This is a genomic window from Xenococcus sp. PCC 7305, assembly GCF_000332055.1.
Lineage (GTDB): Bacteria > Cyanobacteriota > Cyanobacteriia > Cyanobacteriales > Xenococcaceae > Xenococcus.
The window spans coordinates 1-15,613 of record NZ_ALVZ01000083.1 but is presented as its reverse complement, the minus strand read 5'-3'; the positions used below and the strand labels follow the sequence as shown (position 1 = coordinate 15,613).

14 protein-coding genes are annotated in these 15,613 nt (G+C 39.8%); 9 read left to right on the top strand and 5 right to left on the bottom strand.

What is annotated here, in order from left to right:
• Window positions 1-264: 264 nt before the first annotated feature.
• On the bottom strand, window positions 265-2,058 hold the full coding sequence (locus tag XEN7305_RS03015; RefSeq protein WP_006507858.1) for an aspartate kinase: 1,794 nt from the start codon (window positions 2,056-2,058) through the stop codon (window positions 265-267).
• Between the two features lie 76 nt (window positions 2,059-2,134).
• Between XEN7305_RS03015 and XEN7305_RS03010 the strand changes: the two genes are divergently transcribed.
• A complete protein-coding gene (locus XEN7305_RS03010; RefSeq protein WP_006507857.1) occupies window positions 2,135-2,323 on the top strand; it encodes a CPXCG motif-containing cysteine-rich protein in 189 nt (62 codons plus the stop codon).
• 10 nt (window positions 2,324-2,333) lie between these two features.
• Here XEN7305_RS03010 and XEN7305_RS03005 read toward each other — a convergent pair whose 3' ends face one another.
• Complete coding sequence (locus XEN7305_RS03005; protein ID WP_006507856.1) at window positions 2,334-3,122, bottom strand: S-adenosyl-l-methionine hydroxide adenosyltransferase family protein; 789 nt, start codon at window positions 3,120-3,122, stop codon at window positions 2,334-2,336.
• 125 nt (window positions 3,123-3,247) lie between these two features.
• On the opposite strand from XEN7305_RS03005, the gene XEN7305_RS29255 reads away from it, so the two are divergent.
• Window positions 3,248-3,409 (top strand): hypothetical protein, encoded by a 162-nt coding sequence (locus tag XEN7305_RS29255; RefSeq protein ID WP_006507855.1) that lies wholly within the window; start codon window positions 3,248-3,250, stop codon window positions 3,407-3,409.
• A 70-nt stretch (window positions 3,410-3,479) separates the two neighbouring features.
• Here the strand turns inward: XEN7305_RS29255 and XEN7305_RS03000 are convergent, their stop codons facing one another.
• A complete protein-coding gene (locus XEN7305_RS03000; protein ID WP_006507854.1) occupies window positions 3,480-4,598 on the bottom strand; it encodes a beta-ketoacyl-ACP synthase in 1,119 nt (372 codons plus the stop codon).
• A gap of 64 nt (window positions 4,599-4,662) precedes the next feature.
• Entirely contained in the window at window positions 4,663-5,406 is a 744-nt protein-coding gene (locus XEN7305_RS02995; RefSeq protein ID WP_040896567.1) for a peptidylprolyl isomerase, read from the bottom strand.
• 74 nt (window positions 5,407-5,480) lie between these two features.
• Between XEN7305_RS02995 and lpxC the strand changes: the two genes are divergently transcribed.
• From lpxC to lpxA, 3 genes are all read left to right on the top strand, one after another.
• Window positions 5,481-6,341: a UDP-3-O-acyl-N-acetylglucosamine deacetylase gene (gene lpxC / locus XEN7305_RS02990; RefSeq protein WP_040896573.1), complete on the top strand. Its 861-nt coding sequence runs from the start codon at window positions 5,481-5,483 to the stop codon at window positions 6,339-6,341.
• Window positions 6,342-6,411: 70 nt separating this feature from the next.
• Window positions 6,412-6,846 carry a 3-hydroxyacyl-ACP dehydratase FabZ gene (gene fabZ / locus XEN7305_RS02985; RefSeq protein WP_006507851.1) on the top strand — a complete coding sequence of 145 codons (435 nt, stop codon included), beginning with the start codon at window positions 6,412-6,414 and terminating at the stop codon, window positions 6,844-6,846.
• Window positions 6,847-6,859: 13 nt separating this feature from the next.
• Entirely contained in the window at window positions 6,860-7,690 is an 831-nt protein-coding gene (lpxA, locus tag XEN7305_RS02980; RefSeq protein ID WP_006507850.1) for an acyl-ACP--UDP-N-acetylglucosamine O-acyltransferase, read from the top strand.
• A 40-nt stretch (window positions 7,691-7,730) separates the two neighbouring features.
• On the opposite strand, the gene XEN7305_RS02975 is transcribed toward lpxA, so the two are convergent.
• Window positions 7,731-10,772, bottom strand: a complete 3,042-nt coding sequence (locus XEN7305_RS02975) for a hybrid sensor histidine kinase/response regulator (RefSeq protein ID WP_006507849.1) — start codon at window positions 10,770-10,772, stop codon at window positions 7,731-7,733.
• Window positions 10,773-11,017: 245 nt separating this feature from the next.
• On the opposite strand from XEN7305_RS02975, the gene XEN7305_RS02965 reads away from it, so the two are divergent.
• The 4 genes from XEN7305_RS02965 to XEN7305_RS02950 all read left to right on the top strand — a co-directional run.
• On the top strand, window positions 11,018-12,397 hold the full coding sequence (locus tag XEN7305_RS02965; RefSeq protein WP_006507848.1) for a GTP-binding protein: 1,380 nt from the start codon (window positions 11,018-11,020) through the stop codon (window positions 12,395-12,397).
• A 32-nt stretch (window positions 12,398-12,429) separates the two neighbouring features.
• Window positions 12,430-13,050: a type I restriction endonuclease gene (locus tag XEN7305_RS02960; protein WP_006507847.1), complete on the top strand. Its 621-nt coding sequence runs from the start codon at window positions 12,430-12,432 to the stop codon at window positions 13,048-13,050.
• Window positions 13,051-13,118: 68 nt separating this feature from the next.
• Window positions 13,119-13,904, top strand: a complete 786-nt coding sequence (locus XEN7305_RS02955) for a TlyA family RNA methyltransferase (protein WP_006507846.1) — start codon at window positions 13,119-13,121, stop codon at window positions 13,902-13,904.
• A gap of 381 nt (window positions 13,905-14,285) precedes the next feature.
• Window positions 14,286-15,613: NF038122 family metalloprotease (locus XEN7305_RS02950; protein ID WP_006507845.1), on the top strand; the 1,328-nt coding region annotated here is incomplete at its 3' end.

Sequence of the window (15,613 nt, the reverse complement as noted above, 5' to 3'; positions counted from 1 at the left end):
TCTAATCTTGATGTCATCATAAAATTAGCTGAGATTCTCTAATTCTGCTTATTATGAGTATACAATGTCAGCCTTTCTTTTCTCTCAAATTTTCGTCGAACTCACGTTAAATAAGCTATCCATCAACGAAGAGCAAAAAGCTGATATATCAATACTTATTACTCATTACTTATTACTTATTACTTATTACTTCCGCGCAGCGGCACTAGTGTTTAGTTTGGACTTACAAACCCTGTTTCTCTCGGACATAAATAATTATTTTCGTTAGGAGCTCACGTTGGACAATTCAAAGGCATTATGAACAGATTGTAGGGCTTGCACGCCGTGCTCTTCAGCAACTACACAACTAATTTTGATCTCGGAAGTAGTAATCATTTGAATGTTAATTTTCGCCGCGGCTAAAGCCGAGAAGAATTGCGCAGCCACTCCTGGATTTCCGACCATTCTTGCTCCCACAATACTTACTTTCGCGATCGCAGTATCAACCGTAATTTCTCCACAACCAATATTTTTGGCCAATTCACGAAGAACGACCGCAGCAATTTGAGCATCATCTTGGGCAACAGTAAAGGCAATATCGCGAGTGGCAACATCATTAATAATACGTGAGCGTTGAGACTGAATAATTGTATCGACGCTAATATTTTTGTCGGCGAGCAGACCAAAAATTTGAGCCGCCATTCCCGGATTATCTGGAACATTAACAATTGCTAAACGAGCCTGATCCCTATCTAATGCTACCCCTCTAACGGCCGGAACGTCAGAGGCGATGTCATGATTGATTATCGGCAAAGTAGAACTAGCAATTTCAAAAGCTTCACAAAGAACTTCTGAGGCAAGATCACATTGGCCTTGATCGATAACACAACTAACCTTGACTTCTGATGTAGAAATCATTTGAATATTAACTCCTGCTTTTGCCAGAGTTCTAAACATTTGCGCGGCAATTCCCGGGCGACCAATCATTCCCGCACCAGAAATAGCAATCTTAGCGATTTGGTTGTCGATCATGACTTCTGCTTCTTCTGTAGATTTAGGATTACTACGAAAAGCAGGGGCGATCGCATGAGCAACTGCTTCAGCTTGTTGCAAGGCATCCTTCGTGACAGTAAAAGCGATATCGTTAGTATTTGCTTCGTGAATTGATTGAATAATTAGATCCACATCTACCTGTTGTTCAGCGATCGCATTAAATAGATTAGCAGCCACCCCTGGACAGTCAGGAATTCTCAATAAAGCAACTTTTGATTGATTAGTATCAATTTCAACACCATCCACTACTTTGGTAATTTCTAAGTTTTTTAGCGATCGCGGTTGAGGGTTAGGACTGGTTACTTTAGTCCCAGGTTCATCACTCCAACTAGACAAAACCACCAAGGGCATACCAAAGTTGCGAGCAATTTCCACTGCTCGTGGATGTAAAACTTTAGCGCCCAAGCTTGCCAGTTCTAACATCTCATCGGCAGTAATCTCCGGCATTAATTGAGCTTCAGGGACCAGACGAGGATCTGTGGTGAGAATTCCTGGAACATCAGTATATATTTCGCAGCGATTGGCTTTCAAAGAAGCAGCTAATGCTACAGCAGAAGTATCCGAGCCACCTCTGCCCAAGGTAGTAATTTCGAGATCCTGGCTAGAGGCGACCCCTTGGAAGCCAGCAACAACCACGACTTTCCCTTCATTCAGATTTTTTTCTAGGCGTTTAGTATCAATTTCTAAAATCCTTGCCCGAGAATGGGCGGCTTCAGTTACAATGCCGACCTGCGCACCTGTTAAAGAAATGGCTGGTTGACCCAATTCTTGTAAGGCCATACTTAAAAGGGCGATCGAAACTTGTTCTCCTGTCGAAAGCAACATATCCATTTCTCGACGAGACGGATTAGAAGAAATTTGCTGTGCTAAATTGACGAGGGTGTCTGTACTTTTGCCCATTGCGGAGACGACAACCACTAAGCTATTCCCTTGCCGGACATTTTTGTAAATTCTTTGGGCAACTGCTTGAATTCTTTCTACAGAGCCAACAGAAGTTCCACCATATTTTTGAACTACTAATGCCATAAATCTCTTCCCGTCTAATTAGTTTTAGTAAACAGTTATTAATTGCCCAGCAACTATCAACCCTAATCAATTGTATATGCAGACAACATCAGAGTACTATTGCGCTTTTTGTGGAGAGGAAAATACAACTTTTGTCGATATTAGTTCTGGTATGCAGCAATCCTATGTTGAGGACTGTCAAGTATGTTGCCGCCCTAATATTTTGTATATTCATGTAGATGAAGATACCCTCGAAGTTGAAATTGCCAGTGATTACGAAGAATGAAGAGAAAAAATCATTCTGATAGTAACAAAATTATTTCGCCAACTTTAAGTTGCAAATCTTGTTGGGCATTGCCGCCATTGACCGCAATTTCTAGATAACCATGACTTCCTACTAAAGCAAGAGGTTTTGCGATCGCCACATCACTATAGGTTTTCACCACAGGAATATTTTGACCAGAAATTTCAATTTGCCAATTTTGCCCACCAAGAAGATCCGCAGGAATATTTGTCACGAGATTTCCAAAGCGATCACAATATTGAATACAACCAGCAATAGAAGTTTCGCCCACTCGTAATTCGGTCAAAGATAAAGTGGCTAAACTTTCCAAAGCTATTGTCTTCCCCAATGATTCTAGAGAAAGCCCCTGAGCTAAATAAGCTCCCACGGTCGCAAAAATGTCTCTGCCGTGAAAAGTATTACTGGGATTGGGGATCAACCAATATTGACTATTATTTAACTCTACTGCTTTGATTGCCGGACTAACATCAAGTATCCCAGAAAAGATTCCATTATCGGGCCCAACAAGCCAACCATGGGGAAATTGAATAGCTATCCCCCGGCGATCGCTACCGACTCCAGGATCTACAACTGCTACATAAACTGTATTCTCAGGAAAATAACGATAAGCATTCAACAAGGCAAATCTTGCTGCAATAAGATCTTGAGGCGGAATTTCATGGGTGAGATCTATGACTTGTAACTGAGGATTGATTTTTGCGATCGCACCTTTCATTACACCCACATAAACATCCTGTAATCCAAAATCCGTTAGCAGAGCAACAATCTTATTTTTTGACATAAAAAAGAAACAGCTTTAAATTTCTGTAAAATTTCTGTTACGTAGACTACATTTCACGAACAAAATGCTATCGTATAAGTAAATACCGACATTTACATTACTTTTTTTAATCTAAAGAGTCCATTATGAATAAAAATCGCCAAGAGAAACTAGCAAAAGCAGCTTCAACTTACCGTGAAAGTCTTCGCAAGAATTTGGAACATCGCCTAGAAGCAGCAAGAGCCCAAGGCAACGATAAACTAGTGAGACAGATAGAAGCCGAAGCGAATTATCTTCATATGAACTAGAGAAGGTAATGGGTAATGGGTAATGGGTAATGGGTGAAAACCAAACCCCATTAAACCTTGACCTGTTCCCTTAATTGTATTTTCCTATTGCTAGTATTGCATTTTGACCTCCAAAACCGAAGCTAAAACAGAGGGCGGTTTGGGGGTTATTTTTTTGTTGGTTCCTTACTGCATTTAAAGGAAAGACCAAATCATTTAGTCCCACACAAAGGGGCAAATACCCAGATTGTAAGGCCATTAAACAAAAAGCCACTCCCATTGCACCGGAAGCTCCTAAACTATGCCCGGTAGCTCCTTTTGTCGAGCTAACTGAGATTCGAGGAGGAAATAAATGCCCGATCAATCTTGCCTCATGAAGATCATTTAACCTGGTACTAGTCCCATGAAGATGGAGATAATCTACTTGATCAGGAGTTAAGTCGCTTCTTACCAAACATTGCTTAATCGCGATCGCCGCACTTCTGCTATCAGATTCAGGTGCCGTAATCCCTTGTGCATCACAAGTTAAGGCAAAACCCAATATCCTTCCATAAATATGAGCATTTCTGGCCTTTGCTAAACTTGCAGATTCAAGCACTAAAACTGCGCCACCTTCGCCTAAAACTAAACCTTCACGTTTTTTGTCGAAAGGATAACAGCCAGTTTTTGCCAAAGCTCCCAAACGTTCAAAACCTGCCAAGCTCAGCCTGGTAATCGGCGTTTCTACTGCTCCAGTGATTACCCTTTGACATCTGCCAGTTTGAATTAACTCATAAGCCCTTGCGATCGCATGAAGCCCCGTCGCACAAGCAGCCATCGGTGACAAAACTGGGGCAGAGGTTTGAATTATTTTAGCTGCTAGTACTGCGCCACGGTGAGGCAAACTATCTAACCAATTACTATTGGAAGTATATTGAGTTGCTAAATTCTCCCAAGTTGACTGACAACCACGACTAGAGCCAATGACCACTCCAGAGTCAGGCAGAGGAGTCTTTAACCCTGCATCTTTTAGAGCAGATTTAACCACAATCCTAGTCAGCTCATCCAAATTCGCGGGATTATTCCCAATCATTCCCAAAGGATAAGTTGGCAGCTCAGGAAAAGGCTGCATTAATCTAATCCCCGATTTTCCTTTCTGTAAACTTTGCCAGCTTTCAGCCAAAGAACCAAGACAAGAATGCAAACCAATCCCCGTAACTACAACATCCATTAATTAATTAATTGAAAATGAAAAATTGAAAATTGAAAGTTTTTCAATGGTCAATGTTTAATAATCACTTTTTAAGGTTTTCAATGCCTTCAATTACTTCAGCAGATACAATAATATCGCCTTGATCGATGCCATCTACCGCATCCATTCCTTCTAACACTTGACCGAATACAGCATAATCCCCATCAAGAAAATCCAGCTGAGCCAAAGCAATATAGAACTGAGAAGAAGCAGAATCAGGAGCTTGAGAGCGAGCCATCGCTACTGCGCCGCGACTATGTTTAAGAACTACATCAGGAGACATAATGCCTGATTGTTGGCCCAAACCCTTGCTATAAGTGGGCTCATCATCTCCGGTCAATTTAATTTCCAGGGGAATAGAACGTTTTTTGCCAGTTTCAGGGTCGGTGAAGCCGCCTGTACCATTACCTAAAGGATCTCCACCCTGAGCGACAAACGGTTGAGGTGATTTAACCACGCGGTGAAAAACCAAACCATTATAAACCCCTCTTTGTACCAAATCAACGAAATTTCCAGCAGTGATTGGTGCCTCAATACCATTAAGCTCAATAATGATCGGCGAACCGTTCACCATTAATTTAACCTTCGCCATTCCTTCGAGTCTTGGTAAATTATCAAACATTTCTTTGCTACTGGTCTTTTCGACTATAGATTGTACTGGGGTAAGGTTATCAGATGATGAGGACGACTGGGAAGAGTCCCCTGACGAACAACCTCCTAGGAGTAAAGTTCCCAGAAAAATTGTCAGAATTAGATTGGTCAGCCAAAATTTATTTGTTGTTGCCATTTTTCGATTTATTTATTGATTTGATAGATTCTACAAGGGGCAAAGAAAAAGTATCGTTGATGAGAAAAGAAATTATGCTCACAAATCTCCCAGAAGCGTTTACAGCTTTTACATTATCTGGTGTCGGATTACATTCTGGACTTATTAGCACCGTCACAATAATGCCAGCAAAACCAGGAACTGGCAGATATTTTGTGCGGGTAGATCAACCTGGGCAGCCAATTATCCAAGCTAATTTGAACTCGGTGAGTCAAACTACCCTCTCTACAGAATTAGCACAGGAGACCACCTCAGGTTCTCTAGTTAAAGTCCGAACTGTAGAACATTTGCTAGCAGCTTTATCCGTTAACGGAATTGCCGATGCCCGAATTGAAATAGATGGGGCCGAAGTCCCTTTGTTGGACGGCTCGGCAAAATTATGGGCAGACGTGCTCGCAGAAAATACCTTGACCAAACAAATTATCGAACATAATTCTTTTTCTCCTCTAGTGATACAACAACCTATAGTAGTTCAGGAAAAAGATTCTTTTGTCGCGGCGATGCCTTCATTCGAGACACGCTTTACCTATGGCATTGAATTCCCCTATGATGCGATCGGTAATCAATGGCATAGTTGGACTCTAAACCCGTCAGATTTTGCTAGAGAAATCGCGCCTGCTCGTACTTTTGGTTTTGCCGAAGGTATGGAACAGCTACGACAAGCTGGATTGATCAAAGGCGGCAGTCTTGATAATGCCTTAGTTTGTAGTCATCAAGGTTGGTTAAATCCTCCTTTACGATTTACTAACGAGCCAGCGCGGCATAAACTATTAGACTTAGTAGGAGATCTAAGTTTGCTGGGAAACTTTCCCCAAGCTCATTTTCTAGCCTATAAAGCTAGCCATAAACTCCATATTCAATTAGCTAAAAAAATATCTTTGTTAATTGAAAATTGACGAGCGACCCCGATGAGTTTTACTCATCTAGGGAACGCGCGAGTTTGAAAATTGAAAACTGAAAATTGCAATGCCCGTTTTAACCGCAGAACAAATACATAAACTTTTACCCCATCGCTATCCTTTTGCTTTAGTCGATCGCATTATCGAATATGTACCTAAAGAAAAAGCTGTAGGATTAAAAAATGTTACCTTTAACGAACCTTATTTTCCTGGGCATATTCCAGGTAAACCTTTAATGCCAGGAGTCTTACAAATTGAAGCCATGGCGCAAGTCGGAGGCACAATCTTAATGCAAATCCCAGAGCTCGAAGGAAAGTTTTTTGCCTTTGCTGGTATCGATAAAGTTCGTTTTCGTCGCCCAGTTGTTCCTGGAGACCAGTTGCTAATGACAGTGGAACTTCTAGCTCTCAAACGCAATCGAATTGCGAAAATGAAAGGCCAAGGAAAAGTAGATGGTCAAGTCGCAGTAGAAGGCGAAATGTTGTTTTCCCTAATCGACTAGAAAATTAGGAATTATGAGTTCTGCAATCAAATCATCAGCTATGTTCGAGAGTCACTTAATTCATCCGACTGCGATTGTTCATCCCTCAGCCCAGTTGCATCCTACTGTTCGGGTAGATCCCTATGCCATTATTGGCTCCCAAGTAACGATAGGGGCAAATACGATTATTGGTTCCCATGCCGTCATTGATGGCTGGACAGAAATCGGGGCCAATAACCGAATATTTCCTGGTGCAGCTATTGGTTTAGAACCCCAAGATTTGAAGTATAAAGGAGCTAATAGTTCTGTTAAGATAGGCGACAATAATCAGATTAGGGAATATGTCACTGTTAATAAAGCGACAGAAGAAGGAGAAGTTACCATGATTGGTAATGGTAATCTTTTAATGGCATATTCTCATGTGGCTCATAATTGTATTATTGAGAACGACGTAATTATTGCGAATAATGTGGCAATGGCTGGTCATGTCGTGATTGAATCCCAAGCTGTTGTTAGTGGAGTTTTAGGGATTCATCAGTTTGTCCATATTGGACAGATGGCCATGGTCGGCGGCATGAGTCGGATTAATCGGGATGTTCCTCCCTATATGCTGGTGGAAGGAAATCCGGCGAAAGTGCGATCGCTGAATTTTGTAGGATTAAAAAGAAAAGGTCTGGGCAAGGAAGATCTTCGGCAACTAAAAAAAGCCTTTCGCATTTTGTATCATGAAAGTCTTTCCCTAGAAAATGCGATCGCAAAATTAGATTTACTTGAGCCAAGTCAACCAATCCAAAATTTGCGGCATTTCCTGAAAATTTCTAGTTCTGATGGCAGAAGAGGTTTAATTTCAGGAAAAAATAAATAAACACTTAACACTGACCATTAATCATTGCCCATTAATCATTTTAATCATCCACAAGATCCAGCTCAAGCAGCATTTCGCCGTTCATCATTCTCTCGGCAGCATCCAATAAATTTTCCTCCACATAGGGTTTCACAAAATAACCCTTAGCGCCTCTTTTGGCTGCAATGTTACGCATTTTCTGGGCGCCGCGGGAAGTTAGCATCGCGATTGGAAAAGAGGCAAGATTCTCATCTTTTTGGAGATGAGACAATAATTCTAACCCATTCATTCTAGGCATTTCGATGTCACAGAAAGCAAGATCGCATTCTAGTCCATCCTGCAATTTATCCCAGGCTTCTTGACCATCCTTAGCTTTTTCTACCTGATAGCCAGCCTTCAAAAAAGTCATAGAAAGCAACTCTCTTACAGTTACCGAATCATCAATAATCAACACGACAGGATTATTATTAATTGATGATTTAGGATCATTAGGATAAATATTGAATTCAGTATTATCATTAACCACCATTAATTCTGTTTCTTTATTGGCTAGGCTAATTTCAATTAATTTTTGAGCAACATCCATTAAATCCTTTTCTGTATAAGGCTTAGTTAGATAAGCTTTTGCTCCGAGATCTGTAGCCATGTTGCGATGTTTTTCTGCACCACGAGAAGTTAACATTGCCACAGGAATCAGTTTAAGTTCCTCATCCTTTTGGAGATTAGATAATAGTTCCAGACCATTCATTCTGGGCATTTCAATGTCACAGAAAATCATGTCACAGGGCAATCCACCACGAAGTTTATCCCAAGCTTCTTGTCCATCCCTAGCTTGTTCAACGCGATAACCTAATTTATTAAAACTAAGAGTCAGTAACTCCCGCACAGTAATAGAGTCGTCGACAACCAATACCATTGGTTCATTCGCAATATCATCCTCTTTATTTGCCTTCCCATCTTGCCAGATACTAAATCCAAGATTGATTGTCCTCTTACCTTGGGCAATTTCAATTAACTCCAACACATCTCCAATAGGCATAATCGTACCATCTCCCAATACAGTTGCTCCCGCAATACCTGCTGGCTTGGGAATTGGCGCTTCGATTTGTTTAATAACAATTTCCTGTTCTCCTAATACTTGATCTACTTCCAATGCCAGTAAGTTATCAGTACTGCGAAGGATAATAATTGAAACAGTGTCCTCTTCCTGATTGACATTATAGATTCCTGCTCGAGCGATTCGACGATTGTAAGACAGTAAATTTCCCAAAGGTTGAAAAGGTAACAGGCTATTGTTCCAAGAAATAGATTTGATACCATTAGCATTGGTCTGAATATCAGATAAATGATATTCGCTGGTATCTTCAACCCCATCAATAGGAAAGGCAATACGAGTGCCATTAAAAACACAAGTTAAAGCCTTACAAATACTCAGAACCAAAGGCAATCTAATAGTAAAAACAGTTCCTTTGCCAATTTCAGACTCAATGCTGATAGTCCCCCGAATCTTTTTCAAATCCGTGCTAACCACATCCATGCCGACGCCTCTTCCTGAGAAGTCATCTGCTTGATCTTTGGTACTGAACCCAGCTCTAAATAATAAATCATAAACATCTTGTTTAGAGAGATTTTGAGCCTGCGCCCAAGTAATGAGATTTTTCTCAACAGCTTTAGCTTTTACTCTTTCAGGATCAATCCCTGCCCCATCATCAGTAATTGTAATTACAGTTTGATTTCCTTGGAGAAACGCCCTAATATGAATTGTTCCCTGCTCGCTTTTCCCTAACTTAATTCTTTCTTCTGGGGATTCAATGCCATGAGTGATGGCATTATTCACTAAATGAGTCATCGGATTGTAGAGATTTTCCACAATCATTTTGTCAATTAGAACATCTTTGCCTTCTACATTAAGATTTACTTGTTTGTGGAGTTTACGGGAAATATCTCTAATTGCCCTAGGGAGACGATCTGTAGTTTGGCCAAAAGCAACCATCCGAGAGGAGTTCATCCCATCTTGCAGCTGACCAGTTACTTGTCGCAATGACTGGGCGACCTTATCCGTTTCGTCAACCACAAACTGAATATCCGAAGCAGCTTCTCTTACTCTAACAATTAACTCGATAATGTCTTGAGATAGTAAATGGAACCCAGTAAAACGATCCAACTCTAAGGCGTTAAGTTCATCATCTCCCTCATCTTTTGCACCAACATCAATGAAGCTAGAAACTTTACGAGAATTTGCTTGATTTTGTTGACGACTGGCAATTAATGCTCCTTCTAAAAGCGATCGCTCATAAAGATCATGCATTTTCCCGCCCATTTCGCCCAAAGACTGAACATGATTCAATAAGTTATCTAAAAAGCGACGTAATCGTTCTTGATCTTCTTCTAATCGATTACGTTTAACTACCAACTCTCCGATCATGTTATTGAGGTTGTCTAGCTTTTTGACCGACACTCGCATTGTCTGCTCAAAGACTTGTCCTTTGGGAGCTTCCGGCTGAAGAGGAGGATTTATTTTGGCCTTAGACACCTTGTTTTTTAAAGGTTGTGAGGGAGGCTTCTCAGCTTTAGAATCTACTAATAGCCCATCTAAATCATCATCATTAGGATCTAGTAAGTTATCCAACTCGCCGAACTCATCTAGACTATCCATGTCATTGATCGGTTCATCCAAAAGCTCATCTAATTCTGTCAGCTCATTAGACGAATCTAAAGCCTCAAGATCAACTGAGCTTGACACTAAGTCGTTAAGTTCCTCTAAATCATCAAGATCATCTATATTGTTAGACTCGGAATCTAGCACGCCTTCGAGGGAAGCAGACAAGTCTATTTCCGACTCGATCTCCAAATCTCCTATGTCTTCACTATAAATATTATTATTTTCTATGAAGGGTAACAAGTCGTCAGCATCATCAAAGGAGTTGGCAGCAGAATTTAGATCATTAAGAGATAAAGAGTTTTCTTCCTCCAAGCTATGACCTTCAAATAAATCATTAACTTCTTCTGGCGATTGCGAAGATATAACATCAAAATTTTGGATTATTGTTTTCTTTTCTATCTCGCCAGGCTTACCATTATGTGAGTTATTCTGCTTGTTCACCCGATTACCATTCTCCCTTAAAATCAATTATCTGTTTATTACAGTTCAGATTATTTGTTTAAATATAAAAATAACTTCCAATATGATTCTAATTTTCCTAAAATTAGACAATCGATGAATATAGTTGTGATTTGGCCTTCACTCAATTATGATTCCCATAAATCGACTAAAGGTTACTATAGTAATCCTATTTCATTTAAGAGAGATTGGAATAGACAAGTGCAAAAAGGAGGAACCAGGAAATTATGAATAGCGAGGACTCAATATCAGCAATATTGTCTCAAGAGAATAATTGCTTTGACCGCGCTCGCGCCAGTATCCAACAAGCAATTTCGTGGTATGGAAATATCCGCCGCCATGGCAAGTATACTCCAGACGAAGGCTTACAAACTGCAGTGCGCTCCGATTTGCAGAACTTGAAAAACGCTTTAGATAAATTAGATCAGAAACTATTGCGAATCTCAACTTTTGGTTTAGTTAGTTGTGGAAAATCTTCTGTAATTAATGCTTTAGTCGGAAGAGAGATCTTGAAAACAGGGCCTTTAAACGGGGTTACTCAGTTTCCTCAATCGACTTCTTGGCAGCCAACTCCTGATTCAGTAGAAGTAGAGTTGATAGACACTCCTGGTTTAGATGAGATTGATGGACAAGCCAGAGAAAAGATGGCTCAGGAAATTGCTCAAAAATCCGATTTAATTTTATTTGTGATTGCTGGAGATATTACCCGCACAGAATATCTTGTATTATGTCAATTAAGAAGAAGTCAGAAACCTCTAATCATTATTTTTAATAAGGTTGATCTCTATCCGGATAAGGATCGCCAAAGTATTTATCAACAATTGCAATTACTCAATGAAGGCGAGAGTGGCACTGATTTGGGAGAGCTCATTTCTACTGACGAAATAGTGATGGTGGCGGCCAAACCTCAAGCAATTCAGGTACGCTCAAAAGCAGAGGATGGAACTATCACTGAATTTTTGGAAGAGCCTCGACCTCAAATAGATGAATTGCAAAACACTATTTTGAGAATTGTTGAAAGGGAAGGACGCTCTTTATTGGCATTAAATTCTTTGGTACAAGCGAGAAATGCGGAAAAAAACATTGCCAACCAGACTGTCGCAATGAGAAAAGAGTCAGCCCAAGAAATTATTTGGAAATATGCCCGATATAAAGCTTTGGCTGTGGCATTAAATCCTTTTCCCCTATTCGATGTTTTAGGCGGCTTGATTACCGATTTATTTTTGATTCGCTCCCTGGGTAAATTGTATGGTTTGCCCATTACCACTTATGAGGCCCAGACTTTATTTCGCAAAATCTTTGCTAGTTCTGGAGGATTATTATTAGGCGAAATTGGTAGCAATATAATTTTAGGTGCAGGCAAAGGTGGTGGGGCTATTTTAGGAGCAGTGGAAAGCGCTGGAAGCTTTGCCATTTATACTAGTACAGCCACAGCGCAAGCTGCGATCGCGGGATACGGCACTTATGTAGTGGGTCAGGTTACGCAATCCTATTTGGAAAAGGGTTGTACCTGGGGTTCCTTAGGCGCTTCGACTGTCATCGCCGAAATTTTATCCCAAGCCCAACCCAAAACGATTATTTATCGGTTAAAACAAGAGTTGCTTTGAAAAAAGAAAGCATTTACTTACAATCATTAATTATGGTTCAAACTATTCAAGCTCAAGATATTAGTCTAGAAGAATTGCAAGAAAACTTTGGACTGCAATTAACAACTGATGAAAAATTTTTTAGAGAGTGGCAAGACAACCTACCTTCTTTAACCTATGACGAAAAATCTTGTCTGGCAAGAGTTCGCAGTAATTTCTTTAACTTGGCGAATCGCCGTTCTATTCTGGAGGAAGGCGTAAAGATGGTTGTGCTATCACCCTTACTAGATCTAGCTGGGTTCTTTCAATCACCCTTTTCAATAAGAACTGAAAAGTCGGTAGAAATTTCTGCTAAAGATAGGGAATTAATTGTCAGAGGGAGAATAGATGTTTTAATTGTGCAACAGAGACTTTGGATACTTGTTATCGAATCGAAAAGTACTAAATTTGATGTTATGGAAGCGTTACCTCAAGCTCTAGCTTATATGCTTTCTAGTCCCAAAAGTGACAAACCAAAGTTTGGTTTTCTGGTCAATGGTAGAGAGTTTGTCTTTGTTAAACTCCAAAAAGCAGATATTCCCATCTATAGTCGTTCCTATGCATTGTCTATTGACAGGGAAAATGAACTGGAGCAGGTTTTAGCGGCTCTCAAAAGCATTGGCCAATTATCTTGAATTAACTTATTTACTGTAAGGAATTGAAAACAGTACCTTTACTAAACACATCATTTAAGAATTAAACAATGCCCAAACAACGCCTTGATGTTCTCTTAGTAGAGCGTAATTTTTGTGATTCACGCGCCACAGCACAACGCTGTATTGGCGCAGGAGAAGTGAAGGTTAATGACCAAATTATCGATAAAGCAGGAACTAAAATCGATACGGCAGCAACAATTGAATTAAAAGCGAAACCACCCTATGTGTCTCGTGGTGGGGAAAAACTCAATAAAGCTTTAGTAACTTTTGCGATCAATGTCGAGGAGCGCATTTGTCTAGATGGCGGTATTTCTACAGGGGGATTCACTGACTGTCTTCTACAAGCAGGAGCAAAAAAAGTTTATGGTGTAGATGTAGGTTATGGACAAGTAGCTTGGAGTATTAGACAAAATCCCCGAGTTGTTCTCAAAGAAAGAACAAATTTCCGTTATCTAACCTCGCAAGACTTATACAGTGAAAATTTTCCCGCCAATTTGGGGGTAATGGATTTGTCCTTCATTTCCTTAACCAAAGTTTTGCCCGCTTTATGGGATTTATTAATTTCGCCAAAAGAAGTAATTTTACTCATTAAGCCTCAGTTTGAAGTTGGACGTTCCAAAGTCGGAAAAAAGGGGGTAGTTCGCAATCCTAAAGATAGAGCAGAGGCTATTTTACAAGTGTGGCAAGCAGCTTCAAAAATTGGGTGGAATTATCAAGGGTTAACGGTTTCTCCGATTAAAGGCCCAGCAGGAAATGTAGAATACCTTTTATGGTTAAATACCAATTCTTCTCTTGAATCTCTAGATTTATCATCAATTGCAACTCTCAATTAATCATATGCAATATTCTCTTCATCTTCCTTTTTTTAGGATTTAATATCTTTCGCTCAAACAAGCTACAGTTTTTATTGCTTATTTGGGTAATTTTTGCTCGCAAATATGATATTTTCCTGAGAGTCAAAAATTTTTAGTTAGGATCACCAAAACTATCATAATCTTACTTCTGCTCATAAAACTTATTTAATTTCTAATTACCGTATTTTTACTTAAATAATAAATAAAAAATCACCTCAAATTTCACAAGAACTTTCGACAATATTTAGCTTAACTTTGCCCAACTGAATCTTATTCCTTCTACTATTTAGATTGACACACGAGAATCTATATAAATTGATGATTATCACTGATTGAGATAATCTTTAGAAAGAGATAATAATGAAAATAAACTTTATTTATAATCTAGCTATCAGTCTCGAACAAAGGATCGGGTACGAGATTGCATCAATTATTTGGGGTAAATTATTTGCTGATAACATAGATATTAATATCCTGGTCCAGGCCACTGACCAACTTAATCCCAATGTGATTGGGGCGGCAATTCCCAAATTTCATGAGCAGCATTACGCCCTATTTCTGCAATATTATAAAGCCGACATCACCTCAGCAGAAGATCAAATAGCCTTTGATGCTCTACAGCAAGGCAATACTATTGATTTTTTGCTCGATGGAGACTTAATTGGTGGCAACACTAAACTAAAATTAACTACAGCTTTAGCCAAGGCCTTGGGGATGACAGAAGCTATTAGTTTAGATCGCTATGTCCTAGACGAATCAGAACATTTCCTCGATGGCACAATTGTGATAAACCAGGATTTTGCCTGGGACTTCAATTATCTGCGAAACAGTGAAGCTGAGGAAAATACTCTAGATTTCCTAAGTGTGGCTCTCCATGAAACAGGACATATTCTTGGATTTACTAGCAGTTTAGATTTTTCACTCCAAGAAGAGACACTTCATTCTGATCGGACAGAACTTGGAAACTTTTCTCCACTAGATTTATTTCGTTTTTCGGCTGCAAGTTTAGCTCAAGATAATCCTGATGGAGCAGTAAATGATTTATCTATTGGTGGCGTGGCTTGGTTTTCTGCTGATGGGGGAGAAACGTTAAGTGCCAAAATGTCTACGGGCAAAGAAGGCGATGGCTTCCAAGCTAGTCATTGGGAAAGGCGCTATGATCCTTTAGGCATTATGGATCCCACTCTTTGGTATCAAGAGCGAGCAGACATTAGTGATTTGGATGTTTTAGCCTTTGATGTCATGGGTTATGACCTGAGCGAATCAGCACAAGATGTGGAAGAGTTATTCACTCAAGAAGGATTAGAACTGTTGCTTGCCCAAGCAAAAGTGAATTTGGCGAGTGAATTAGGAAAATCGTTACAGTGGATTGAAGAAAATATCGATGTTCCTTCAACTCCTTTAGAAGTATATGGAGAAATGGGAATTGATTATACAGCAATCCTGACAACTGAAGATACTCCAATATTAGAATTGCCTTCGGCTAATAATTTGGAAGACTTTTCTGAAGAAGAACTCGCAGACTTTTTCAAAGGCTTGGACAAGATGATGGGAGATGCTTACCGATGGTGGGCAGCTCATAATGGGACCAATAATTCATCTTGGCAGGAACTATATGAATGGTGGGCAGCTCATAATGGGACTAACAATTCATCTTGGCAGGAACTATATGAATGGTGGGCAGCTCA

Excerpts from the sequence above, each read along its gene's own strand:
- XEN7305_RS03015 (WP_006507858.1), bottom strand. The coding sequence starts at position 2,058 with ATGGCATTAGTAGTTCAAAAATATGGTGGAACTTCTGTTGGCTCTGTA.
- XEN7305_RS03010 (WP_006507857.1), top strand. The coding sequence starts at position 2,135 with ATGCAGACAACATCAGAGTACTATTGCGCTTTTTGTGGAGAGGAAAAT.
- XEN7305_RS03005 (WP_006507856.1), bottom strand. The coding sequence starts at position 3,122 with ATGTCAAAAAATAAGATTGTTGCTCTGCTAACGGATTTTGGATTACAG.
- XEN7305_RS29255 (WP_006507855.1), top strand. The coding sequence starts at position 3,248 with ATGAATAAAAATCGCCAAGAGAAACTAGCAAAAGCAGCTTCAACTTAC.
- XEN7305_RS03000 (WP_006507854.1), bottom strand. The coding sequence starts at position 4,598 with ATGGATGTTGTAGTTACGGGGATTGGTTTGCATTCTTGTCTTGGTTCT.
- XEN7305_RS02995 (WP_040896567.1), bottom strand. The coding sequence starts at position 5,406 with ATGGCAACAACAAATAAATTTTGGCTGACCAATCTAATTCTGACAATT.
- lpxC (WP_040896573.1), top strand. The coding sequence starts at position 5,481 with ATGCTCACAAATCTCCCAGAAGCGTTTACAGCTTTTACATTATCTGGT.
- fabZ (WP_006507851.1), top strand. The coding sequence starts at position 6,412 with ATGCCCGTTTTAACCGCAGAACAAATACATAAACTTTTACCCCATCGC.
- lpxA (WP_006507850.1), top strand. The coding sequence starts at position 6,860 with ATGAGTTCTGCAATCAAATCATCAGCTATGTTCGAGAGTCACTTAATT.
- XEN7305_RS02965 (WP_006507848.1), top strand. The coding sequence starts at position 11,018 with ATGAATAGCGAGGACTCAATATCAGCAATATTGTCTCAAGAGAATAAT.
- XEN7305_RS02960 (WP_006507847.1), top strand. The coding sequence starts at position 12,430 with ATGGTTCAAACTATTCAAGCTCAAGATATTAGTCTAGAAGAATTGCAA.
- XEN7305_RS02955 (WP_006507846.1), top strand. The coding sequence starts at position 13,119 with ATGCCCAAACAACGCCTTGATGTTCTCTTAGTAGAGCGTAATTTTTGT.